This is a genomic window from Ramlibacter cellulosilyticus, assembly GCF_014297465.1.
Lineage (GTDB): Bacteria > Pseudomonadota > Gammaproteobacteria > Burkholderiales > Burkholderiaceae_C > Ramlibacter > Ramlibacter cellulosilyticus.
The window spans coordinates 738,456-761,702 of the sequence record NZ_JACORT010000001.1; the positions used below are offsets into that span (position 1 = coordinate 738,456).

The window sequence follows — 23,247 nt, forward strand, 5'->3', positions numbered from 1 at the left end:
TTGCGCGGGCTAGTACGGAGGAGACGCGGGAGACTGTTCCGTCGCGGAACAGCAGGGGAGGACAGCGCGGAGCAATGATTTCAGAACGCAGAGGTCGCAAAGGTGCGCAGAGGTCGCAGAGAAGACCTGGAGCGCCCTCGGCTGTTCTCTGCGACCTCTGCGCAACCTCTGCGACTTCTGCGTTCTTCTGCCCGAACCCGCGCGGCGCTCGGTGAAGCGCCCAAAAAAAAGCCGCCCCGAGGGCGGCTTCCGGAACCACGACCGGCTCAATCCCGCAGCGACAGCCACCGGTTCGTCCGCAGCGCCAGCAGCGTGCACACGGCGCCCGACAGCAGGTACAGGCTCACCGCCACCAGCCCGAAGTGGGCCGAGAGGTACAGCGCGACCAGCGGGGCGAAGGCCGCGCCGATGAGCCATGCCAGGTCCGTGGTGAGGGCAGAGCCGGTGTAGCGGAACGACGGCAGGAAGTTGCCCGCCACGGCGCCCGCGGACTGGCCGTACGACAGGCCCAGCAGCACGAAGCCGGCGAGGATGAAGGCGTCCTGGCCGATGCTGCCGCCGCCCAGCAGCCAGGGCGTCGCGAGGCTGAAGACGCCGATGGCGATGGCGAGCGTGCCCAGGGTGTTGCGGCGACCGAAGCGGTCGGCGAGCCAGCCGGAAGCCAGCATGGCGAGGCCCGCCAGCACGGCGCCCACGAGTTCGACGGCGAGGAACTGGCTGATCTCCTGCTCGGAGTACAGCATGACCCACGACAGCGGGAAGACGGTGACCAGGTGGAACAGCGCGTAGGAAGCGAGCGCCGCGAATGCGCCGATCACGACATTGTGGCCTTGCTGCCTGAAGAGCTCGCGCGTGTCGCAGGGCTCCAGCTCGTTGGCCTGCAGTTCGCGCTCGTATTCGTGCGTCACCACCAGGCGCAGGCGGGCGAAGAGCGCCACCACGTTGATCGCGAAGGCGGCGAAGAAGGGGAAGCGCCAGCCCCACTCGTGGAAGTCGGTGGTGGACAGGTTGCCCCAGAGGTAGGCGAACAGGCCGCAGGCCACCAGGAAGCCGAGGGGCGCGCCCAGCTGGCCCAGCATGGCGTACCAGCCACGCTTGCCTTCCGGCGCGTTCAGGGCGAGCAGCGAAGGCAGGCCGTCCCAGGACCCGCCCAGCGCCAGCCCCTGCCCGATGCGGCAGGCCACCAGCAACCCGATGGCCGCCGCACCCGCAGCGCCGTAGGACGGCAGCAGCGCGATGCCCACCGTGGAACTTCCGAGCAGGAAGAGGGCGACCGTCAGCTTGGCGCCGCGGCCGAAGCGGCGCTGCAGCGCCATCCCGAGCAGGGTGCCGACCGGGCGCACCACGAAGGCCAGCGCCAGCAGCGCGAAGGCCCAGAGGATGCCCTCGAAGCGCCCGGCGAACGGGAAGAACACCGCGGGGAACACCAGCACCGAGGCGATGCCGTAGACGAAGAAGTCGAAGTATTCCGAGGCCCGGCCGACCACCACGCCTACCGCGATGTCGCCGGGGGCGACCTTGGCGGCTTCGCTGGAGTTCTCGGGGTTCGCGCCGTGGGCGCCGGTGAGGGGGGAAGGGAAGGGGAGGGAAGCGCTGGAAACGGAGGTCATCGAGGCGAAACGGAGCGGGGAAGCTGGAAACCGGGAGCCGGGCGGGACGACGGGTGGGACAAAATGTCCAATGTTTGATCTGGCTCAATGAGGATACATTCGCGACCGAAACGCAATCAGCGTTTTCCCCAGCGTCTTGTCATCCTGATGTCCCTCTCCTCCCTGATCGTCATGAAGCCCCACGGCGACATCGCCGTGCAACAGGCGCAGCTGATCGTCACGTCGACCTTCCTGATGCTGCTGATCATCGTGCCGGTGATCGCCCTGACCCTGTTCTTCGCGTACAAGTACCGCCAGTCCAACACCAAGGCGACCTACACGCCGGACTGGGACCACTCCACCAAGCTGGAACTGGTGATCTGGGGCGTGCCGCTCCTGATCATCATCGCCCTGGGCGCGATCACCTGGATCAGCACCCACAAGCTGGACCCCTTCCGCCCGCTCGATCGCATCGACGCGCAGCGCCCGGTGCCCGCCGGCACGCAGCCCCTGGTGGTGAACGTGGTCGCCATGGACTGGAAGTGGCTGTTCCTGTACCCGGAACAGGGCATCGCCACGGTGAACGAGCTGGCGCTGCCGGTGGACCGTCCCGTGGAATTCCGCATGACCGCGTCGACGGTGATGAACACCTTCTACGTGCCCGCCATGGCCGGCATGGTCTACGCCATGCCCGGCATGCAGACCAAGCTGAACGCGGTCATGAACAAGACCGGCACGTACGAAGGCCTGTCCGCCAACTACAGCGGCGCCGGCTTCTCGGACATGCGCTTCAAGGTCCTGAGCCTCACGGACGGTGACTTCGAGGCCTGGGTGGCCAACAACCAGAAGGGCGGCGAGGTCCTCGGCCGCGCCAGCTACCTGCAGCTGGAAAAGCCGAGCCACAAGGACCCCGTGCGCCGCTACGCGAAGGTGGAAGACGGCCTGTACGAAGCCGTCCTGAACCGCTGCGTGGACGGCCAGAAGATGTGCGCCCACCAGATGATGGCCATCGACGCCGCCGGTGGCCTGGGCAAGGGCAACGTGGACGGCGTGCTGCGCCAGTCCACGGGCCGGGGCGACCGCTCCGTCGTCGCCGCCCTCTGCACCCCCGACAACCCGCTGGGCCTGCCGCGCCCCGACGCCGCCGCCGCGGCGCAATAAGCCATGACTCTGAGTGAATTGCTCCTGGGCAAGCTGGGATGGGAAGCCATTCCCCTGCACGAGCCCATCCTCATCGCCACCTTCGCCGGCGTGGTCCTCGGCGGCCTCGTCGTCCTGGGCGGCCTGACCAGGCTGCGCCTGTGGGGCCCGCTGTGGCGCGACTGGATCTGCAGCATCGACCACAAGAAGATCGGCATCATGTACATGGTGCTGGGCATCGTGATGCTGCTGCGCGGCTTCGCCGACGCGATCATGATGCGCATGCACCAGGCGGTCGCCTTCGGCGAGAACGCCGGCTTCCTGCCGCCGCACCACTACGACCAGATCTTCACGGCGCACGGCGTGATCATGATCTTCTTCGTGGCCATGCCGCTGGTGACGGGCCTCATGAACTACCTCGTGCCGCTGCAGATCGGCGCGCGCGACGTGGCCTTCCCCTTCCTGAACAACTTCAGCTTCTGGATGACCACCGGCGGCGCGATCCTCGTGATGGTCTCGCTGTTCGTGGGTGAGTTCGCCAAGACCGGCTGGCTGGCGTATCCGCCGCTCTCGGGCATCCTCGCGAGTCCGGACGTGGGGGTGGACTACTACATCTGGGCGCTGCAGGTCGCCGGCATAGGCACCACCTTGTCCGGCATCAACCTGATCGCGACCATCATCAAGATGCGCGCGCCGGGCATGAAGCTGATGAAGATGCCCGTCTTCACGTGGACCTCGCTGGTCACCAACGTGCTGATCGTGGCGACCTTCCCGATCCTGGCCGCGACCCTGGCGCTGCTGACCGCCGACCGCTACCTGGCCACCAACTTCTTCACGAACGACCTGGGCGGCAACGCCATGCTGTACGTGAACCTGATCTGGATCTGGGGCCACCCCGAGGTCTACATCCTGGTGCTGCCGGTGTTCGGCGTGTTTTCCGAGGTGGTCGCCACCTTCAGCGGCAAGCGCCTGTTCGGCTACGCCTCCATGGTGTACGCCACCTGCGTGATCGGCGTGCTGTCGTACCTGGTGTGGCTGCACCACTTCTTCACCATGGGCTCGGGCGCCAGCGTGAACTCGTTCTTCGGGATCACGACCATGATCATCTCGATCCCGACGGGCGCGAAGATCTTCAACTGGCTGTTCACCATGTACCGCGGCCGCATCCGCTTCGAGCTGCCGATGCTGTGGACCGTGGGCTTCATGGTCACCTTCGTGATCGGCGGCATGACCGGCGTGCTGCTGGCCGTGCCCGCGGCGGACTTCGTGCTGCACAACAGCCTGTTCCTGATCGCGCACTTCCACAACGTGATCATCGGCGGCGTGGTGTTCGGCATCTTCGCCGGCATCAACTACTGGTTCCCCAAGGCCTTCGGCTACAAGCTCGATGATTTCTGGGGCCGCATCTCCTTCTGGTGCTGGCTGGTGGGCTTCTGGGTCGCGTTCACGCCCCTGTACATCCTGGGCCTGATGGGCGTGACCCGCCGCGTGAGCCACTTCGACGACCCGTCGCTGCAGATCTGGTTCCAGGTCGCCGCCGTCGGCGCGGGCCTGGTTGCCATCGGCATCGCCACCTTCCTGATCCAGCTGGTGGTGAGCTACCTGCGGCGCGAGCAGCTGCGTGACGTGACGGGCGACCCGTGGAACGGCCGCACGCTGGAGTGGGCCACGGCCTCGCCGCCCGCCGACTACAACTTCGCGTTCACGCCGGTGGTGCACGACACCGACGCCTGGCACGACATGAAGCAGCGCGGCGCGCAGCGCCCGACCACCGGCTTCCAGCCCATCCACATGCCGAAGAACACCGCGGCCGGCTTCGTGATCGCGATGCTCGCCACGGCCCTGGGCTTCGCGCTGGTCTGGCACATGTGGCTGGTGGCCGGCATCGCCTTCGTAGCCGTGATCGCCGCCTCCATCTTCCACACCTTCAACTACGACCGCGACTTCCACATCCCGGCGGACGAGGTGACGCGCAGCGAGGACGCCCGCACCCGCGCCCTGGCCGCCGCCTGAGGAACCACGAGACCATGTCTTCTTCGCAAGTGACAACGTACGGCGCCGCGCCGGTCTTCTACGACGACGGCAGCCATCACCCGCAGCAGGGCACCCTGTTCGGGTTCTGGATGTACCTGATGAGCGACTGCCTCATCTTCGCCGTCCTGTTCGCCACCTACGCCGTGCTGGGCCGCAGCTATGCGGCCGGCCCGTCCGGCGCCGACCTGTTCGACCTGCCGCTGGTGGCGGTGAACACCGGCCTGCTGCTGCTGTCCTCCATCACCTACGGCTTCGCGATGATCGCGATGCTGGCCGGCAGGAAGAAGCAGCTGCTCGCGTGGCTCGCGGTGACCGGCCTGCTGGGCCTGGGCTTCCTCGGCGTCGAGATCTACGAGTTCTCGCACCTGATCCACGAAGGCGCGGGGCCGCAGCGCAGCGCCTTCCTGTCCGCCTTCTTCACGCTCGTGGGCACCCACGGCCTGCACGTGACCTTCGGCTGCATCTGGCTGGTGACGCTGATGTTCCAGGTGGGCAAGCTGGGCCTGACGCGCGAGAACAAGCGCCGGCTGGTGTGCCTGTCGATGTTCTGGCACTTCCTGGACGTCATCTGGATCGGCGTCTTCACCTTCGTGTACCTCATGGGGACCCTGCAATGAGCGCCGCCCACCACGACGACCACGACGACGTCGGCTACCACGCCACGGTCAAAGGCTACCTCGTCGGCTTCGTCCTCTCCGTGATCCTCACGGCCATCCCCTTCTGGCTCGTCATGGCCAAGGTGTTGCCGCCGGACGCGACGAAGTTCATCATCGTGGGCTTCGCGGCCGTGCAGGTGGTCGTGCACATGATCTACTTCCTGCACCTCAACGCGAAGGTGGAAGGCGGCTGGACCATGCTCGCGACGCTGTTCACGATCATCGTCGTGGTGATCATGCTGGCCGGCTCGATCTGGGTCATGTACCACATGAACACGAACATGATGCCGATGGATCCTCACACGGTCCGCAACATGCCTTGACGATGGATGTTCCCGCGCGAGGCCCGCGCTCGCTCCGCGCGCTGGTGGTGATGCTCACCGCCTGCGCGGTGGCGTGCGTGGGCTTCGTCGCATTGGGGGCCTGGCAGGTCGAACGGCTCGGGTGGAAGGAGGCGCTCATCGCGCGGGTGGAGCGCAACGCGAACGGCGCGCCCGTTCCCGCGCCCGGCCCCGCGCAATGGGACCTCCTCACGCGCGACGACGAATACCGCCGCGTCCAGGTCCACGGCCGCCTCGACTACGAGCGCGAAGTGCTCGTGGCCGCCACGACGGGACTGGGGCAGGGCTTCTGGGTGCTGACGCCGCTGCAGACGCAGCAAGGCCACTGGGTGCTGGTCAACCGCGGCTTCGTCCCTTCCGACCTGCGCGAGCGCGTGCCGCAGGGTGCGCTGGAAGAGACGGTCACCGGCCTGCTGCGCTTCAGCGAGCCGGGCGGCCGGCTGCTGCAGAAGAACGATGCCGCCGAGGGCCGGTGGTACTCGCGCGACGTTGCCGCCATCGCGCAAACGCAGCACCTCCCCGGGACGGTCGCCCCCTACTTCGTCGACGAGGTGGCACTCCCCGGCGCGCCGGCTGACTGGCCCCGGCCCGGCCTCACGGTGCTCCAGTTCCCGAACAACCACCTGGTGTACGCCCTCACCTGGTTCGCGCTCGCCGCCATGACGGCCGCTGCGGTAGGCTACGTGCTGCTCGACCACCGCCGCCGTCGCCCGACGGCCTGAGGGCCCCGGGTTGCTGACTCCATCCACCTTTCCCGCCACGGCGCCCGCCGTCGCCGGCATGGCGCCGGAACGCCTGGCGCACAACCGCAACCTGCTGCAGCTGGTGGAGCTGCGCTGGCTTGCCGTCGCCGGCCAGCTGCTCACCGTGCTGGTCGTGCAGACGCTGCTGCAGGTGGAGCTGCCGGTGCGCGAGATGCTCACGCTGCTCGCGATCCTGGCGCTCTTCAACGTGGCGAGCTGGCTGCGCACGCGCCTGTCGCTGCCGGTGGTCAACGCGGAACTGTTCGCCGGGCTCCTGGTGGACGTCGCCGTGCTGACGGGGCAGCTCTATTACGCGGGCGGCATCACCAACCCCTTCATCTTCCTGTTCCTGCTGCAGGTGGCGGTCGCCTCGGTGCTGCTGCGGCCCCGCTACGTGTGGGCGCTGGTGGCGGCCACGACGGGCGCCTTCATCGCGCTCACGCTGTGGCACCGGCCGCTGGCCCTGTCGGGACTGTTCGACGCCGTCCTCTCCACCGACTACGTCGGCGGCCTGCTCGTGTGCTTCGTGCTGAATGCGGCGCTGCTGGTGATCTTCATCGGCCGCATCTCGCGCAACCTGCGCCAGCGCGACGAGGCCCTCGCCAAGCTGCGGCAGCGCGCGGCGGAGGAGGAGCACATCGTGCGCATGGGCCTGCTCGCTTCGGGAGCCGCGCACGAGCTGGGAACGCCGCTCGCCACGCTGTCCGTGATCCTGGGCGACTGGTCGCGGATGGCGCCCTTCGCGGGCGAGCCCGAGCTGCGCGAGGAGATCGAGGAGATGCAGCGGCAGATCGCGCGCTGCAAGGCGATCGTGGCGGGCATCCTGAGCTCCGCCGGGGAGACGCGCGGCGACGCGCCGGAGGAGACGACGCTCAACGCCTTCCTGGACACCCTGGTGGACGAGTGGAAGCGCACGCGCGGCGCCGAGCTCGCCTTCCGCCGGGAGGGGCTGGACCTGCCCATCATCTCCGACACGGCGCTCAAGCAGATGATCCACAACATCCTGGACAACGCGCTGGAGGCGGCGCCGGAGCAGCCGCTGCACTTCCATGCGCGCTGGGACGACGACACGCTGAGCCTGCGCGTGCAGGACCGCGGCCCCGGGTTCCCCGCGGACATCCTGGAGCGCCTGGGCACGCCTTACCAGTCCAGCAAGGGCTCGGGCCGCGGCCTCGGGCTCTTCCTCGCCTTCAATGTCGCACGCACGCTGGGGGGACACATCGCGGCGCACAATGTCCCCGGGGGCGCCGAGGTGGAGATCACGCTGCCGCTGGCCGCCCTGATGCCGCAGGAGGATGCCGACGATGGACGCTGAGCGCGAACTGCTGGTCGTGGAGGACGACGACGCCTTCGCGCGCACGCTCACGCGCTCCTTCGAGCGCCGCGGCTACCGCGTGCTGCGCGCGTCCGACCTGGAGAGCGCCAGGGCCGTTCTCGAAGGGCATGCGCCCGCCTACGCGGTCGTGGACCTCAAGCTGGCGGGTGGTGCCTCGGGGCTTGCCTGCGTGCAGCTGCTGCACGAGCACGATCCGGAGATGGTGATCGTCGTGCTGACCGGCTACGCCAGCATCGCCACGGCCGTCGAAGCCATCAAGCTCGGCGCGCGCCACTACCTCGCCAAGCCCGCCAACACCGACGACATCGAGGCCGCGTTCGCGCGCGCCGAAGGCGATGCAGAGGTGGAGCTCACCGAACGCCAGACCAGCATCAAGACGCTGGAGTGGGAGCGCATCCACGAGACGCTCGCCGAGACCGGCTTCAACATCTCCGAGACGGCGCGACGCCTGGGCATGCACCGGCGCACGCTGGCGCGGAAGCTGGAAAAGCAGCGGGTGAAGTAGATTGGAGGCCATGCGCTCCAGACGCCTGGCCTTCCTCGCCCTCGCCGTCCTCGCCACCGCCGCCCCGGCGCAGGAGCGGCGCAACGTCTTCGGCGATCCCTTCCTGCAGGTCACGTCCGCGATCCCCGGCTGCCCCGTCCCGCGTCCCCCCGGGTTCACCGAGGAGGAGATCCGCAAGGAAGAACACGCGCGCGCCCAGCACGGCACCAGCTGCTACCACTCGGGGCGTTGCCGGCTGCCGAACTCCTACCTGTACGACAAGGAGATCATTCCGCGCGTGCAGCAGTACATCCGGCGGGATGGGCGCTTCGACGACACGTCGGTGTGGGTCCTGGGCGAGCGGCGCATCGTCACGCTGATGGGATGCGTGAAGACCCGGGAGCAGGGCGAGCAGATGGAGAAGGCGGTGATGCTGGTGGACGACGTGATGGGGGTGGTGAACTTCCTGCAGGTGGGGACCGGCGGCAAGCCGAAGTACGAGCTGGCGCGGTGACGGTGCGCCCGGATCGCTGGGGTGCGCTGACGCGCAACCCAGCCTACGGTCCGCCGCAATCGGAAGGATGCCGGCGCGGGACACGCCCGGGCCGTAGGCTGGGTTGCCCGAAGGGCACCCCAGCGATGCAAAGCAAAAGGCCCGCGCCAGCGGGCCCTTTGCTTGCAGAACCGAACGATCAGCGCTTGTCGATCGGCTGCACGTCGCGCTTCGTGGCGCCGACGTACAGCTGGCGCGGACGGCCGATCTTGTACTCGGGGTCGGCGATCATCTCGTTCAGCTGGGCGATCCAGCCGACCGTGCGGGCCAGCGCGAAGATCGCGGTGAACAGCGAGACCGGGATGCCGATCGCGCGCTGCACGATGCCGGAGTAGAAGTCGACGTTCGGGTACAGCTTGCGGGAGACGAAGTATTCGTCCTCCAGCGCCACCTTCTCCAGGGCCATCGCCAGCTTGAACAGCGGGTCGTTGCCCAGGCCCAGGGTGTCCAGCACCTCGTGGCAGGTCTCGCGCATCAGCTTGGCGCGCGGGTCGTAGTTCTTGTACACGCGGTGGCCGAAGCCCATCAGCTTGATGCCGCTGTTCTTGTCCTTCACCTTGGACACGAACTCGCCGATCTTCGCCACGCCGCCCATCTTCTGGATGTCTTCCAGCATGTTGAGCGCCGCCTCGTTGGCGCCGCCGTGCGCGGGACCCCACAGGCAGGCCACGCCGGCCGCGATCGCCGCGAACGGGTTGGTGCCGGAGGAGCCGCACAGGCGCACCGTGGAGGTGGAGGCGTTCTGCTCGTGGTCGGCGTGCAGGATGAAGATGCGGTCCATGGCGCGCACCAGCACGTCGTTGGGCTCGTACTCCTCGCAGGGCGTCGCGAACATCATGCGCATGAAGTTCGACGTGTAGCCCAGCTTGTTCTGCGGGTACATGTAGGGCTGGCCCATGGAGTACTTGTACGCCATGGCGACGAGCGTCGGCATCTTCGCGATCAGGCGGATCGCGGAGATCTCGCGGTGCTCGGGATTGTTGATGTCCGTGCTGTCGTGATAGAAGGCCGACAGGGCGCCCACCAGGCCGGTCATCACGGCCATCGGGTGGGCGTCGCGGCGGAAGCCGCGCAGGAAGAACTGCATCTGCTCGTTGACCATCGTGTGGTTGGTCACGCGGTTGACGAAGTCCGTCTTCTGCTGCGGGTTGGGCAGCTCGCCGTACAGCAGCAGGTAGCAGGTCTCCAGGTAGTCGCACGAGGTCGCCAGCTGCTCGATCGGGTAGCCGCGGTACAGCAGCTCGCCCTTGTCGCCGTCGATGTACGTGATGGTCGACTGGCAGGAGGCCGTGGACATGAAGCCCGGGTCGTACGTGAACATCCCCGTCTGGGCGTACAGCTTGCGGATGTCGACGACGTCGGGGCCGATGCTGCCCTGGTAGACGGGCAGCTCGACGCTCGGGCTGCCGTTGCTGAAGGACAGCGTGGCCTTGTTGTCAGCGAGTTTCATAGGGGTGTTCCTAAACAGTGGTCTCTCAATGCCGGGTACCGGTCGATGCGTCCGGCTTGCGCCGCAGCATCTCCAGCACTTCTCTCGTGTCCGGCCGATCCAGTTCGCCTTCGGGATCCTTGCGCCGCAGCAGCAGGTCCAGCAGGTCGTTGTCGGCCAGGTCCATCAGCTCCCCGAGCGCCTCGGCCTGCCGGACGGTCAGGCTGTCGGCGTAGCGGCCGAAGAAGCGCTCGATGAAAAGGTCGTTCTCCAGCAGCCCGCGGCGGCAACGCCAGCGCAGCTTGCTGAGGGCACGTTCGTCGAGCAGCGTTTCAGCCATTGTGCGTCAAACGGTCAGACCGCGCGGCGGACCATCAATTCCTTGATCTTGCCGATCGCCATGGTCGGGTTGAGACCCTTCGGGCAGACGTCGACGCAGTTCATGATGGTGTGGCAGCGGAAGAGGCGGTACGGATCTTCCAGGTTGTCCAGGCGCTCGCCGGTCGCCTGGTCACGGCTGTCGGCGATGAAGCGGTAGGCCTGCAGCAGGCCGGCGGGGCCCACGAACTTGTCGGGGTTCCACCAGAAGCTCGGGCAGCTCGTGGAGCAGCTCGCGCACAGGATGCACTCGTACAGGCCGTTCAGCTCCTCGCGCTCCTCGGGCGACTGCAGCCGCTCCTTCTCGGGCGGGATCTCGTCGTTGACGAGGTAGGGCTTGATCGAGTGGTACTGCTTGAAGAACTGCGTCATGTCCACGATCAGGTCGCGGATGACCGGCAGGCCGGGCAGCGGCTTCAGGACGATGGGGTCCTTCAGCGTGCGCAGGTTGGTCAGGCAGGCCAGGCCGTTCTTGCCGTTGATGTTCATCGCGTCGGAGCCGCAGACGCCTTCGCGGCAGGAGCGGCGGAAGGCGATGGTGGGATCCTGCGCCTTGAGCTTCATCAGGGCGTCGAGCAGCATGCGCTCGTTGCCCTCCAGCTCGATCTCCACCGTCTGCATGTACGGCTTGGCATCCTTGTCCGGGTCGTAGCGGTAGATGTGGAAGGTGCGCTTTTGCATGGGGTAATCCGTATCGTGAATCTAGGCGCTTTTCTTATGCGCAGGATTGCGTAATCAGAAAGTCCGGACCTTGGGCGGCACGGTTTCCACGGACAGCGGCTTGAGCTTCACGGGCTTGTACGCGAGGCGGCTGCCCTCGCTGTACCACAGCGTGTGCTTCATCCAGTTCGCGTCGTCGCGGCCCAGGGGGGCGACCGCGTCGTTCGCCGGGCGCTCGTAGTCGCTCACGGTGTGGGCGCCGCGGCATTCCTTGCGGGCGGCGGCGGACACGATGGTCGCCTGCGCGGCCTCGATCAGGTTCTCCACTTCCAGCGCCTCGACGCGGGCGGTGTTGAACACGCGCGACTTGTCCTTCAGCTCGATGGCGCCCACGCGATCGCGGATGGCCGCGATCTTGCGCACGCCTTCGTCCATGCTGGCCTGGGTGCGGAACACGCCGGCGTGCGCCTGCATGGCGGAGCGGATGTCGTTGGCGACGTTCTGCGCGTACTCGCCGGACGTCGTGTTGTCCAGGCGGTTGAGGCGCTCGAGCGAGCGCTCCGCGGCATCGGCGGGCAGCGGCTTGTGCGCCTTGGTGCGGCTCGCGTACTCCACGATGTGGTTGCCCGCGGCCTTGCCGAACACCAGCAGGTCCAGCAGCGAGTTGGTGCCCAGGCGGTTGGCGCCGTGCACGGACACGCAGGAGCACTCGCCCACGGCGTACAGGCCGTTCAGCGCGTCGTTGTCGCTGCCGTTGCGCTGCAGGACGACCTGGCCGTGGATGTTGGTCGGGATGCCGCCCATCTGGTAGTGGATGGTGGGCACCACCGGGATCGGCTCGCGCGTGATGTCGACGTTGGCGAAGTTGATGCCGATCTCGTACACCGACGGCAGGCGCTTCATGATGTCCTTCTCGCCGATGTGCGTCATGTCGAGCATGATGTAGTCCTTGTTCGGACCGCACCCGCGCCCTTCCTTGATCTCCTGGTCCATCGAGCGGGACACGAAGTCGCGCGGCGCCAGGTCCTTCAGCGTGGGCGCGTAGCGCTCCATGAAGCGCTCGCCGTTGGCGTTGCGCAGGATGGCGCCTTCGCCGCGGCAGCCCTCGGTGAGCAGCACGCCCGCGCCGGCCACGCCGGTGGGGTGGAACTGCCAGAACTCCATGTCTTCCAGCGGGATGCCGGCGCGCGCCGCCATGCCGAGGCCGTCGCCCGTGTTGATGAAGGCGTTGGTGGAAGCCTGGTAGATGCGGCCCGCGCCGCCGGTGGCCAGCAGCACGGTCTTGGCGTGCAGCACGTGCAGGTCGCCGGTTTCCATCTCCAGCGCGGTCACGCCGACCACGTCGCCTTCGGCGTCGCGGATCAGGTCCAGCGCCATCCACTCGACGAAGAACGAGGTCTTCGCGCGCACGTTCTGCTGGTACAGCGTGTGCAGCATGGCGTGGCCGGTGCGGTCGGCCGCGGCGCAGGCGCGCTGCACGGGCTTCTCGCCGTAGTTCGCCGTGTGGCCGCCGAAGGGACGCTGGTAGATCGTGCCGTCGGGGTTGCGGTCGAAGGGCATGCCGAAGTGCTCGAGCTCGTACACGACCTTCGGCGCCTCGCGGCACATGAATTCGATCGCGTCCTGGTCGCCGAGCCAGTCGGAACCCTTGACGGTGTCGTAGAAGTGGTAGTGCCAGTTGTCCTCGGACATGTTGCCGAGCGAGGCGCCGATGCCGCCCTGCGCCGCCACGGTGTGCGAGCGGGTGGGGAACACCTTCGTCAGCACGGCCACGTTCAGGCCGGCGAGGGACAGCTGGAGGGAGGCGCGCATGCCGGAGCCGCCGGCGCCCACGATGACGACGTCGAACTTGCGCGTCGCGATGTTGCTCTTGGTGTATGCCATTTGTTCTGTCCTCAGACGCGCCACAGCACCTGGATGGCCCAGCCCGCGCAGCCCACGAGCCACACGAGGACCAGGATCTGCAGGACGAGGCGGATGCCGACGGGCTTGACGTAGTCCATCAGCACGTCGCGCATGCCGACCCACACGTGGTACAGCAGGCCGACGATGGTGGCGAAGGTGAGCATCTTCATCCACTGCGGATGGAAGATGCCGGCCCACGCGTAGTAGTCGACCGGGCCGCGGGTGAAGAGCACCTGCGCCAGCACGACCAGCGTGAAGAGGGCCATGACGACCGCGGTGACGCGCTGCGCCAGCCAGTCGCGGGTGCCGTAGTGCGCACCGACGACGGTGCGGCGGGAGCCGTAGTTGACTGCCATGGTTCTTCCTTAGTAGACGCCGAAGAGCTTGAGGCCCAGGACCACCGTCAGCAGCAGGCTGGCGACGAGGGTGACCTTCGCGGAAGTGCCGCCCCAGGCCTTGCTCACGGCCTTGTGGCTCACGTCCATCCAGACGTGGCGCAGGCCGGCGATGAAGTGGTGCAGGTAGGCCCAGATCAGCGCCAGGCACACCAGCTTGAGGACCACGCCGGTGCCGCCGGTGAAAGCGGCGCGCAGGCGGTTGCTGGAGATCTCGGAGGACACCGAGGCGTCGAAGATCCAGAGGATCAGGGGCAGCAGCACGAACATCAGCACGCCGCTGATGCGGTGCAGGATGGAGACCCAGCCAGGCGCGGGCAGCCGGTACGTGGGCAGGTCCTTGAAGGCGTGGATGTTGCGGAATTCCGGCCGCTGCTTGGCGAGCTCTGTCATGCGTTTCTTTCGGATGGCGGGGGGTGTGCGGATGCGGACAACCCAAAATTCTATTGCAACGCAACAGAGTGCTACCGACGACTGACTTGGGCCTTGCGTCCGAAAGGCCCGCCGGCCCTCAGTTCAACTCGTTGCGGTAGTGGTGCGTGTCGGTACGGTACAGGCCGCGGCGCAGCTCCATCGGTACGTCGTTGTACGTATAGGAAAGCCGCTCCACGGACAGCAGCGGCGCGCCTTCGGGCATGGCGAGCAGGGTGGCCTGCTGCGCGTCCGCCGCGACCGCGCGGATCTTCTCTTCGGCCCGCACCATGCGCACGCCGAACTCCAGTTCGAAGAGCGCGTAGGTCGGGCCCTGGTGGGCGTCGAGCTGTTCGGCGGTGAGTCCCTTGAACGGGTTTCCCGGCAGCCACATGTCCTCCAGGATCGTGGGGACACCGGAGAACGAGAGCACGCGGCGCACCTGCACGACCGAGTCGCCGGTGCGCAGCTGCAGGGCGCGCGCGACCTCGGCGCTGGCGCGCTGCCGGCGGCATTCGAGGATGCTGCGCTGCGCGGGCCCGGCCTCGCCCGTGTCGGGCACGAGCTTGAGGAAGCGGTAGCGCACGTGCTGCTCGGCATGCGTGGCGACGAAGGTGCCCTTGCCCTGGCGGCGCACCACCAGGTTCTCGGCCGCGAGTTCGTCGATCGCCTTGCGCACGGTGCCCTGGCTCACGCGGAAACGCGCGGCCAGGTCCATCTCGCTCGGGATGGCTTCGCCGGGCTTCCACTCGCCGGCCTGCAGGCTTTGCAGGATCAGCCCCTTGATCTGCTGGTACAGCGGGCTGAACGCGGGCGTGGCGCCTTCGGGCGAGTCAGCGGACGGGGCAGGGGTGGCGGCCATGGTGTGGGATGGACCCCAATGATATCTTATATAAGACATAAGACGCGTTGACCCCCGAGGGTTTGCCCGGGTACACTCACGCCCTGTCCCCGCAGGGCCGCACCCGGGCCTCGCGCACGCGAGCTGCTCCTCCCGCGCCCCACGCCGACTCCCGACCATCTCTTTCGCAGCACTTCCATCCGGAGAATTTCCATGAGCAAGAAGCCCGTTCGCGTCGCCGTCACCGGCGCCGCTGGCCAGATCGGTTACGCCCTGCTGTTCCGCATCGCCTCCGGCGAGATGCTGGGCAAGGACCAGCCCGTGATCCTGCAGCTGCTGGAGATCCCCGACGAGAAGGCCCAGAAGGCGCTCAAGGGCGTGATGATGGAACTGGAAGACTGCGCCTTCCCGCTGCTGGCCGGCATGGAAGCCCACAGCGACCCGATGACCGCCTTCAAGGACACCGACTACGCCCTGCTGGTCGGCGCCCGCCCGCGCGGCCCCGGCATGGAGCGCAAGGACCTGCTGTCCGCCAACGCCCAGATCTTCACGGCCCAGGGCAAGGCGCTGGACAAGGTCGCCTCCCGCAACGTCAAGGTGCTGGTGGTCGGCAACCCCGCCAACACCAACGCCTACATCGCGATGAAGAGCGCCCCGAGCCTGCCGCGCGAGAACTTCACCGCCATGCTGCGCCTGGACCACAACCGCGCGCTGTCGCAGGTCGCGGCCAAGACCGGCACGCAGGTCAAGGACATCGAGAAGCTCACGGTGTGGGGCAACCACTCGCCCACCATGTACGCCGACTACCGCTTCGCCACGGTCAACGGCAAGTCCGTCAAGGACCTGATCAACGACCAGGAGTGGAACGCCAACACCTTCCTGCCGACGGTGGGCAAGCGCGGCGCCGCGATCATCGAAGCGCGCGGCCTGTCGTCCGCCGCCTCCGCCGCCAACGCCGCCATCGACCACATGCGCGACTGGGCCCTGGGCAGCAACGGCAAGTGGGTCACCATGGGCATCCCGTCCAACGGCGACTACGGCATCCCCAAGGACGTCATGTTCGGCTTCCCCGTCACCACCAGGGACGGCAAGTACGAAGTGGTGAAGGGCCTGGAGATCGACGCGTTCTCGCAGGAGCGCATCAACCTGACGCTCAAGGAGCTGCAGGAAGAGCAGCAGGGCGTCTCCCACCTCCTGTGAGCTTGAAGGGACTAGGGATTAGGGGCTAGGGACTAGGGTCCTGCCTCTCCCTAGTCCCTAAACCCTAGCCCCTAGTCCCTCATGCATCCCAGAGACATCCTCCTCGGCACGCAGGGCCGCACCGGCACGCTGCCGGTGTGCGACCACTACAGCGGCGTCGAAGCGCGCATGCGCAAGAGCCTGCAACTGCAGGAGGAGATGACGCAGGAGTTCGGCGCCTGCGTCTTCGACGTCACGCTCGACTGCGAGGACGGCGCGCCGGTCGGCGGCGAGGCGGAACATGCCGCCCTCGTCGTCGAACTCGCGCTGGGTGCGAAGCCCGATGCGCGCGTCGCCGTGCGCGTGCATCCGGTGGACCATCCCGCGTTCGAGCAGGACATCGCCACCATCGCCGGCAAGGCGGGCCACCGCCTCGTGCACATCATGGTGCCGAAGGTGGAGCGGCCCGAGGACGTCGAGCGTGCCGCGCGCGCGCTGGACGCCGCGGGCGCGAAGCAGCTGCCGCTGCAGGGCCTCATCGAGTCGCCGGCGGCCGTGCACCGCGCCTTCGACATCGCGGCGCACCCGCGCATGCAGTCCCTGAGCTTCGGCCTCATGGACTTCGTGTCGGCGCACGGCGGCGCCATCCCGTCGGACGGGATGGGCGTGCAGGGCCAGTTCACGCACCCGCTCGTGGTGCGCGCCAAGCTCGAAATTTCCTCCGCCTGCCATGCCCACGGCAAGGTGCCGTCGCATGGCGTCGTGACGGAGTTCAAGGATCGCGAGGCTTTCCGCGCCGCGGCGTCGCGCGCAGCCAACGCGTTCGGTTACACGCGCATGTGGAGCATCCACCCTGACCAGATCAGGACGATCGTGGAAGTGTTCGCTCCCGGCGCCGACGAAATTCACAAGGCGACACAACTTCTTCGCGCCGCGGAAGCGGCAAGCTGGGCACCGATCAGCTTCGACGGCAAACTCGAAGACCGGGCGAGCTACCGCTACTACTGGCAGGTCCTGGAAAGGGCCCACCAGACCGGGCGGCCGCTCCCCGAAGAAGCACGCGCGTGGTTTGCGCGTCCCTAGTCCGAGAGGAGAGACGTCATGAAGAAAGTTGTGATTGCCAGCATCCTGGCCGCTGCGTTCGGTGCCACCGGCCTCGCGCAGGCGCAGCAGAGCGCGCCGGCGACCAAGCCCGCCGCCAAGGCCAAGGCCCCTGCCAAGCCGGCCACGCGCCGGGAGGCGGTGGAGCTGTCCACGCCGCTGGAGGAGAACGACCCGTCCGACAAGCTCACGCCTGCCGAACTGGAGATCGCCCAGCGTGTCTACACGGGCGAGATCAAGTGCGAGCTCGGCGCGCACGTGAAGGTGACGCCGCGCCGCCGCGCCGGCTACTTCCTCGTGTCGCACGGCATCAACCGCTTCGTGATGCACCCGGTGGAGAGCAAGACCGGCGCCATCCGCCTCGAGGACCCCGCGCGCGGCGCCCTCTGGCTGCAGCTGGGCAACAAGTCCATGCTGATGAACCAGAAGGAAGGCAAGCGCCTGGCCGACGAGTGCCAGAGCCCCGAGCAGCTCAAGTTCGCGGAGGAGATGAAGACCCGTCCGCCGATCAACCTGCTCGAGCCGGCGCCCACGCCCACCACTTCACAACAGCCGGCCGCGCCCGCGGCACCGGCGGCACCCAAGACCTGATTTACGGAGAGACCCCATGTTGCAAGCCTACGTCGAACACGTTGCCGAGCGTGCCAAGCTCGGCATCCCCCCGCTGCCGCTGTCCGCGAAGCAGACCGCCGAACTGATCGAGCTGATCAAGGCGGCCCCGGCCAAGGAAGAAGCCTTCCTGCTGGACCTGCTCACGAACCGCGTGCCGCCGGGCGTGGACGATGCGGCCAAGGTGAAGGCCAGCTTCCTGGCCGCCGTCGCGCATGGGGATCTCGCCGTCAAGGCGATTTCCAGGGCCAAGGCGACCGAGCTGCTCGGCACCATGGTCGGCGGCTACAACGTCAAGCCGCTGATCGACCTGCTCGATGACGCGGAGGTCGCGCAGATCGCCGCCGACGGCCTGAAGAAGACGCTGCTGATGTTCGACTACTTCCACGACGTCGCCGAGAAGGCGAAGGCGAACAACGCCTTCGCCAGGCAGGTGATCCAGTCGTGGGCCGACGCCGAGTGGTTCACGAGCCGCCCGGAAGTGGCGCAGAAGATCACGGTCACCGTGTTCAAGGTGCCCGGCGAGACCAACACCGACGACCTGTCGCCCGCCCCGGACGCCTGGTCGCGCCCCGACATCCCGCTGCACACGCTGGCGATGCTGAAGAACTCGCGCCCCGGCACCGCGTTCAAGCCGGAAGAAGAGGGCAAGCGTGGCCCCATCGCCTTCATCGAGGACCTGAAGAAGAAGGGCCACCAGGTCGCCTACGTCGGTGACGTGGTGGGCACCGGCTCCTCCCGCAAGTCCGCCACCAACAGCGTGATCTGGGCCACGGGCCAGGACATCCCGTTCGTGCCGAACAAGCGCTTCGGCGGCGTCACGCTGGGCGGCAAGATCGCCCCGATCTTCTACAACACGCAGGAAGACTCCGGCGCGCTGCCGATCGAGGTGAACGTCACGCAGCTGGAGACCGGCGACGTGATCGACATCTACCCGTACGAGGGCACGATCGAGAAGGACGGCAAGGTCGTCGAGCGCTTCTCGCTCAAGTCCGACGTGCTGCTGGACGAAGTGCGCGCCGGCGGCCGCATCAACCTGATCATCGGCCGCTCGCTGACCGCCAACGCGCGCCAGTTCCTGGGCCTCGGCGCCTCCACCACCTTCCGCCTGCCCAAGCCCCCGGTCGATTCCGGCAAGGGCTTCACGCTGGCGCAGAAGATGGTCGGCCGCGCCTGCGGCCTGCCGGAAGGCAAGGGCATCCGTCCCGGCACGTACTGCGAGCCGCGCATGACCACCGTGGGTTCGCAGGACACCACGGGCCCGATGACCCGCGACGAGCTGAAGGACCTGGCCTGCCTCGGCTTCAGCGCCGACATGGTGATGCAGTCCTTCTGCCACACCGCGGCCTACCCGAAGCCCGTGGACGTGAAGACGCACCGCGAGCTGCCCCAGTTCATCTCCAACCGCGGCGGCGTGGCCCTGCGCCCCGGCGACGGCGTGATCCACTCCTGGCTGAACCGCCTGCTGCTGCCCGACACCGTCGGCACCGGCGGCGACAGCCACACGCGCTTCCCGATCGGCATCAGCTTCCCCGCCGGCTCCGGCCTGGTGGCCTTCGCCGCGGCGACGGGCGTGATGCCCCTGGACATGCCCGAGTCCGTGCTGGTGCGCTTCAAGGGCGAGATGCAACCCGGCATCACGCTGCGCGACCTGGTGCACGCGATCCCCTACTTCGCGATCCAGCAAGGCCTGCTGACCGTGGCGAAGGAAGGCAAGAAGAACATCTTCTCCGGCCGCATCCTCGAGATCGAGGGCCTGCCGGACCTGAAGGTGGAACAGGCGTTCGAGCTGTCCGACGCGTCCGCCGAGCGCTCCGCCGCCGGCTGCACGGTGAAGCTGAACCCGGCGCCGATCAAGGAGTACCTGACCTCGAACATCGTTCTCATGAAGAACATGATCGCCCAGGGCTACGCCGACAAGCGCTCGCTGGAGCGCCGCATCAAGGCCGTGGAAGCGTGGCTCGCCAAGCCGGACCTGCTGGAAGGCGACAAGGACGCCGAGTACGCCGCCGTGATCGAGATCGACCTCGCGACGATCACCGAGCCGCTGCTGTGCTGCCCGAACGACCCGGACGACGTGAAGCCGCTGTCCGCCGTGCAGAACACGAAGATCGACGAAGCCTTCATCGGTTCGTGCATGACCAACATCGGCCATTTCCGTGCCGCCTCGCTGCTGCTCGAAGGCAAGCGCGACATCCCGGTCAAGCTGTGGGTCGCCCCGCCGACCAAGATGGACCAGGAGGAGCTGACGAAGGAAGGCCACTACGCCAACTTCGGCGGCGCCGGCGCGCGCACCGAGATGCCCGGCTGCTCGCTGTGCATGGGCAACCAGGCGCAGGTGAAGGAAGGCGCGACGGTCGTGTCCACGTCGACGCGCAACTTCCCCAACCGCCTGGGCAAGAACACGAACGTGTTCCTGGCCTCCGCGGAGCTGGCCGCGATCGCGTCCAAGCTGGGCCGCCTGCCGACCGTGTCCGAGTACCAGGCCGACATGGGCGTGATCAACGCCAACGGCGACAAGGTCTACCGCTACATGAACTTCGACCAGATCGAGGAATACGCGGAAACGGCGAAGGAAGTGGCGGTCTGACGCTGCCGCGCCACACCGCGCCCGTCAATGCCCCGCGAGAGCGGGGCATTTTTCTTGGCGGTCCCCTACAGTGCCGGCAGGGGGGTGGCCATGGACAAGTCCATCGTGGGGATCCTGGCCTGCGCCGCGGCGCTGGCGGGGCCGGCGGCGCACGCGCAGAACAAGTGCGTGGAGAACGGCAGGACGACCTACCAGGAAGCACCGTGTCCGGGCACGGCACGGTCGGAGACGATCCAGTCGCCGTCCGCCGTGCGGACCGCGCCTTCCCCGGCGCCGCGCAACGGCGCCGCCGCCGCGCCGCCCCGGCCCTCCGCCGGCCGCGACCCCATGGAACTGCGCAAGGAGGCGTCGGAGATGGAGAGCTGCGCCGGCGACTGGGACATCCAGGCCGGCACGATGCGCAGCCAGCGGGAGGCCATGGAGCGGTCGCGGGCGCGGGGCCGCAGCACGGCCAGCGACGAGGTGGTTGCCACGACGCAGATGCAGCGCTTCGTCGCGCGCTTCCTGCCCAAGTGCGGCAAGTTCGGCTTCGTCGCGCCCACGGACGCGGCTTCGGAGCAGCTGGACATCGGCATCGCGCAGGAGCTCTGGCGCAAGCACGACGCGAAGCTGGCGGAGATCGAGGCCGCGGGGAGGGCGGAGACGGCGGCGCGCAGCCGCGCGTCGGAACAGCAGGGCCGCGCCGACCTCGCCCGCGACTGCATGAAGGCGCGCCGGGAGATCGCCGACGCGTTCGCGCAGAACATGCGGCTGCCCGCCGACCAGCGCGCGCCGGGTGAGCGCGCGATCGCCCAGGCGCAGAGGGAGGTCGAGCGGGAGTGTTCCCGGTGAGCCGGCTCGCGCGCGTCGGCCTCCTGGTCCTGCTGCTCGTCGGCCTTGCCGTCGCGATCCGGTGGTCCTCGCAGCGCCTCGTCCCCGACCGCGCTTCGCCCTCCGGCCCGCAGAAGGCGGCCTTGTTCGGTCCCTGCATGGACCGCCGGCCGCAGCAGCCGGACGCAGCGCCCGTGCCCGGGCTGGATCCGCGCACGCTTCTCTTCAGCTCCGATTGCCGGTGGCTCGTGAGCGGCAACCGCAACGGCAGCATCCAGGTGATCGAGCGGGAAAGCGGCAAGCTCCTCGCGCAAGCGGCCGGCCACGCCTTCCAGGTCGAGAACATGGTGCTCGGCGCCGACGACAAGCTGCTCTTCTCCTCTTCGAAGACGCAGGAGGACGTGCTGGCCTGGTCGCTGCCGGACCTGAAACGCCTCGCCACCGTGCAGACCAGCCGCCGCGGCAGTTCGGCGCTCGCCTACGACGCGAAGCGCGGCGTCCTCGCCACCGGCGACAGCAGCGGCCTGTACCTGTGGAAGATCGCCCCCGAACCCGGACGCGAGGTGCGGGTCGCCGAGCCGTTCTTCCAGCTGAAGCCGCGGGGGACGGTGCATTCGCTCGCCTTCTCGCCGGACGGGAAGCTGCTCGCCGCCGGCCTCGGCGGCGCGGTGGAGATCTGGCAATACGACGGTACGGGCCTGGTGCCGATCGCGCGGACCGCGCAAGGAGACTTGCGCGACTGGATCCTGGCCGTGGCCTTCACGCGCGACGCGAAGGCGCTCGTTTCCGGAACGAGCCACAAGGCGATCGCGGTGTGGCAGGTGCCTTCGCTCGAACCGGTGCGCCAGGCCGCGGCCGATCCGGCGACCTGGTCGTTCTACACGGACCCGACGCGCTTCACCGCGCGGCCGCCGCGCGAGTACGCGGGGCCGGACAAGGGCAGCCTGGTGTTCGAGATCGACGATGCCACTGCGGACCGCGTTTACCTAGCCGCCACCGGCCACGTGTACCAGGACCCGATCGCCTGGCGCGGGCTCGTGCAGGCGGCGGGCAACGGCGGGGGCATCTCCTTCTTCGACGTCTACGCGAACCGTCCCGGGCCGGTCCTGAGCATTCCCACCTCGCGTGCTCCGCAGCGCGGCTTGCTCCTGAACTTCGCCGTGCTGCCGGAACGCTCGCTGCTCGCGGTGAAGCGCGAGTCCGACCTGGTGGTGGTCGACCTGGCGAACCTGAAGGTGCTGCACAACCTGCAGGTGACGCGGGGCAAGGCCGAACTGCAGTGGATCGCCGACGGCGCCACCCTCGCGTACAGCGATTCCGGGGAGGTCGGCTTCGTCACCGTCGCGAGCGGCCAGGTCCGCAAGGTGCCGCGACCGGCGTGGAACGGCCAGCCGCAGATGATCCATCACCAGCTCGGTGCCAGCCTCGACGGCCGGGGCGTGGTCGCGGTCTTCGGGGACCGGCTCGTGGAGATCGACACCGACCTGCGCGTGAAGGACGTGGTCCGCATGCCGCTGATGCCGATCGAACGCCTGGCGCCCATTGCGCCAAGGGACGCCTACCTGGTCGCCGGCCCCGACGGCGCAGCGCTGTTCCGCAGCGGCGCAGCGGAAACGAGGATCCCCAGCCGCGTCAGCGAGACCGTGCAGGCGGCACTCAGCCCCGACGCAGGAACGCTCTACGTGAAGGAAAACGACAAGCTCTGTCGCTACCGCCTCGAGGCACCCGGGCCCTGCGACGCGTTCGCCACGGCCGCCAATCCCGGCAAGATGGCGCTCGACACCGACGGGCGCCTGCTCGTCGAAGGCGGCCACAGGAAGACGGTGCGCGTCCTTGACCTGGCCTCCGGCCAGGACATCGCGCAGCTCGAAGGGCATCTCGGCGAGATCGTCTACGTCCGCCTCCTCGGCAACCGCGTGCTGTCGGCCGACAGCACGGGCGAGCTCAGGCTCTGGTCGCTGGAGACGCGCGAACTGGTCGCGAGCACCCGGCCGTAGGGGAAGAAAAGGCGGCCCCCCGGTGCCTGACTCCGCAGCCATCGAAACCGGAGCATCCCCGCCGGT

22 protein-coding genes are annotated in these 23,247 nt (G+C 68.0%); 14 read left to right on the plus strand and 8 right to left on the minus strand.

The window, feature by feature from the left end; all coding sequences use genetic code 11:
* Nucleotides 1-266 precede the first annotated feature (266 nt).
* Nucleotides 267-1,610, minus strand: a complete 1,344-nt coding sequence (locus H8N03_RS03650) for an MFS transporter (RefSeq protein WP_187074746.1) — start codon at nt 1,608-1,610, stop codon at nt 267-269.
* Between the two features lie 147 nt (nt 1,611-1,757).
* Here H8N03_RS03650 and cyoA point away from each other — a divergent pair, with 147 nt between their 5' ends.
* From cyoA to H8N03_RS03690, 8 genes are read left to right on the plus strand one after another with little or no spacing between them, the layout of a single operon-like run.
* Nucleotides 1,758-2,750 carry a ubiquinol oxidase subunit II gene (gene cyoA, locus H8N03_RS03655; RefSeq protein ID WP_255428023.1) on the plus strand — a complete coding sequence of 331 codons (993 nt, stop codon included), beginning with the start codon at nt 1,758-1,760 and terminating at the stop codon, nt 2,748-2,750.
* 3 nt (nt 2,751-2,753) lie between these two features.
* Complete coding sequence (cyoB, locus tag H8N03_RS03660) at nt 2,754-4,742, plus strand: cytochrome o ubiquinol oxidase subunit I (protein ID WP_187074748.1); 1,989 nt, start codon at nt 2,754-2,756, stop codon at nt 4,740-4,742.
* Nucleotides 4,743-4,756: 14 nt separating this feature from the next.
* Nucleotides 4,757-5,380, plus strand: coding sequence for a cytochrome o ubiquinol oxidase subunit III (cyoC, locus tag H8N03_RS03665; protein WP_187074749.1), 624 nt, complete (start codon nt 4,757-4,759; stop codon nt 5,378-5,380).
* Nucleotides 5,377-5,742, plus strand: coding sequence for a cytochrome o ubiquinol oxidase subunit IV (gene cyoD, locus H8N03_RS03670; protein WP_187074750.1), 366 nt, complete (start codon nt 5,377-5,379; stop codon nt 5,740-5,742). Before cyoC ends, cyoD begins: the two co-directional genes overlap by 4 nt.
* A gap of 2 nt (nt 5,743-5,744) precedes the next feature.
* Complete coding sequence (locus H8N03_RS03675; protein WP_222622794.1) at nt 5,745-6,482, plus strand: SURF1 family protein; 738 nt, start codon at nt 5,745-5,747, stop codon at nt 6,480-6,482.
* A 10-nt stretch (nt 6,483-6,492) separates the two neighbouring features.
* Nucleotides 6,493-7,818: an ATP-binding protein gene (locus H8N03_RS03680; RefSeq protein ID WP_255428024.1), complete on the plus strand. Its 1,326-nt coding sequence runs from the start codon at nt 6,493-6,495 to the stop codon at nt 7,816-7,818.
* Entirely contained in the window at nt 7,808-8,344 is a 537-nt protein-coding gene (locus H8N03_RS03685; RefSeq protein WP_222622795.1) for a response regulator transcription factor, read from the plus strand. Before H8N03_RS03680 ends, H8N03_RS03685 begins: the two co-directional genes overlap by 11 nt.
* 10 nt (nt 8,345-8,354) lie before the next feature.
* Nucleotides 8,355-8,837: a BON domain-containing protein gene (locus H8N03_RS03690; RefSeq protein WP_187074752.1), complete on the plus strand. Its 483-nt coding sequence runs from the start codon at nt 8,355-8,357 to the stop codon at nt 8,835-8,837.
* Nucleotides 8,838-9,015: 178 nt separating this feature from the next.
* On the opposite strand, the gene H8N03_RS03695 is transcribed toward H8N03_RS03690, so the two are convergent.
* From H8N03_RS03695 to H8N03_RS03725, 7 genes are all read right to left on the minus strand, one after another.
* Complete coding sequence (locus H8N03_RS03695; RefSeq protein ID WP_187074753.1) at nt 9,016-10,326, minus strand: citrate synthase; 1,311 nt, start codon at nt 10,324-10,326, stop codon at nt 9,016-9,018.
* 25 nt (nt 10,327-10,351) lie between these two features.
* Entirely contained in the window at nt 10,352-10,645 is a 294-nt protein-coding gene (locus tag H8N03_RS03700) for an FAD assembly factor SdhE (protein WP_187074754.1), read from the minus strand.
* Nucleotides 10,646-10,659: 14 nt separating this feature from the next.
* Nucleotides 10,660-11,364 (minus strand): succinate dehydrogenase iron-sulfur subunit, encoded by a 705-nt coding sequence (locus tag H8N03_RS03705; protein ID WP_187074755.1) that lies wholly within the window; start codon nt 11,362-11,364, stop codon nt 10,660-10,662.
* Nucleotides 11,365-11,418: 54 nt separating this feature from the next.
* Nucleotides 11,419-13,227, minus strand: a complete 1,809-nt coding sequence (sdhA, locus tag H8N03_RS03710; RefSeq protein ID WP_187074756.1) for a succinate dehydrogenase flavoprotein subunit — start codon at nt 13,225-13,227, stop codon at nt 11,419-11,421.
* A gap of 11 nt (nt 13,228-13,238) precedes the next feature.
* The gene (gene sdhD / locus H8N03_RS03715; RefSeq protein ID WP_187074757.1) at nt 13,239-13,604 is read right to left on the minus strand and encodes a succinate dehydrogenase, hydrophobic membrane anchor protein; all 366 of its coding nucleotides are present in this window, start codon (nt 13,602-13,604) and stop codon (nt 13,239-13,241) included.
* Nucleotides 13,605-13,613: 9 nt separating this feature from the next.
* Nucleotides 13,614-14,036 (minus strand): succinate dehydrogenase, cytochrome b556 subunit, encoded by a 423-nt coding sequence (gene sdhC, locus H8N03_RS03720; protein WP_187074758.1) that lies wholly within the window; start codon nt 14,034-14,036, stop codon nt 13,614-13,616.
* Between the two features lie 118 nt (nt 14,037-14,154).
* The gene (locus H8N03_RS03725) at nt 14,155-14,916 is read right to left on the minus strand and encodes a GntR family transcriptional regulator (RefSeq protein ID WP_255428025.1); all 762 of its coding nucleotides are present in this window, start codon (nt 14,914-14,916) and stop codon (nt 14,155-14,157) included.
* A gap of 192 nt (nt 14,917-15,108) precedes the next feature.
* On the opposite strand from H8N03_RS03725, the gene H8N03_RS03730 reads away from it, so the two are divergent.
* The 6 genes from H8N03_RS03730 (at nt 15,109) to H8N03_RS03755 (ending at nt 23,181) form a co-directional block, all read left to right on the plus strand.
* Nucleotides 15,109-16,095: a malate dehydrogenase gene (locus tag H8N03_RS03730; RefSeq protein ID WP_187074760.1), complete on the plus strand. Its 987-nt coding sequence runs from the start codon at nt 15,109-15,111 to the stop codon at nt 16,093-16,095.
* Between the two features lie 81 nt (nt 16,096-16,176).
* On the plus strand, nt 16,177-17,157 hold the full coding sequence (locus H8N03_RS03735; RefSeq protein WP_187074761.1) for an HpcH/HpaI aldolase/citrate lyase family protein: 981 nt from the start codon (nt 16,177-16,179) through the stop codon (nt 17,155-17,157).
* A gap of 18 nt (nt 17,158-17,175) precedes the next feature.
* Nucleotides 17,176-17,766 carry a hypothetical protein gene (locus tag H8N03_RS03740; RefSeq protein ID WP_187074762.1) on the plus strand — a complete coding sequence of 197 codons (591 nt, stop codon included), beginning with the start codon at nt 17,176-17,178 and terminating at the stop codon, nt 17,764-17,766.
* Between the two features lie 16 nt (nt 17,767-17,782).
* Complete coding sequence (locus H8N03_RS03745) at nt 17,783-20,374, plus strand: bifunctional aconitate hydratase 2/2-methylisocitrate dehydratase (protein WP_187074763.1); 2,592 nt, start codon at nt 17,783-17,785, stop codon at nt 20,372-20,374.
* Nucleotides 20,375-20,464: 90 nt separating this feature from the next.
* Nucleotides 20,465-21,205 (plus strand): DUF4124 domain-containing protein, encoded by a 741-nt coding sequence (locus H8N03_RS03750; protein WP_187074764.1) that lies wholly within the window; start codon nt 20,465-20,467, stop codon nt 21,203-21,205.
* The gene (locus H8N03_RS03755; RefSeq protein ID WP_187074765.1) at nt 21,202-23,181 is read left to right on the plus strand and encodes a WD40 repeat domain-containing protein; all 1,980 of its coding nucleotides are present in this window, start codon (nt 21,202-21,204) and stop codon (nt 23,179-23,181) included. Before H8N03_RS03750 ends, H8N03_RS03755 begins: the two co-directional genes overlap by 4 nt.
* The last annotated feature ends 66 nt before the right edge of the window (nt 23,182-23,247 follow it).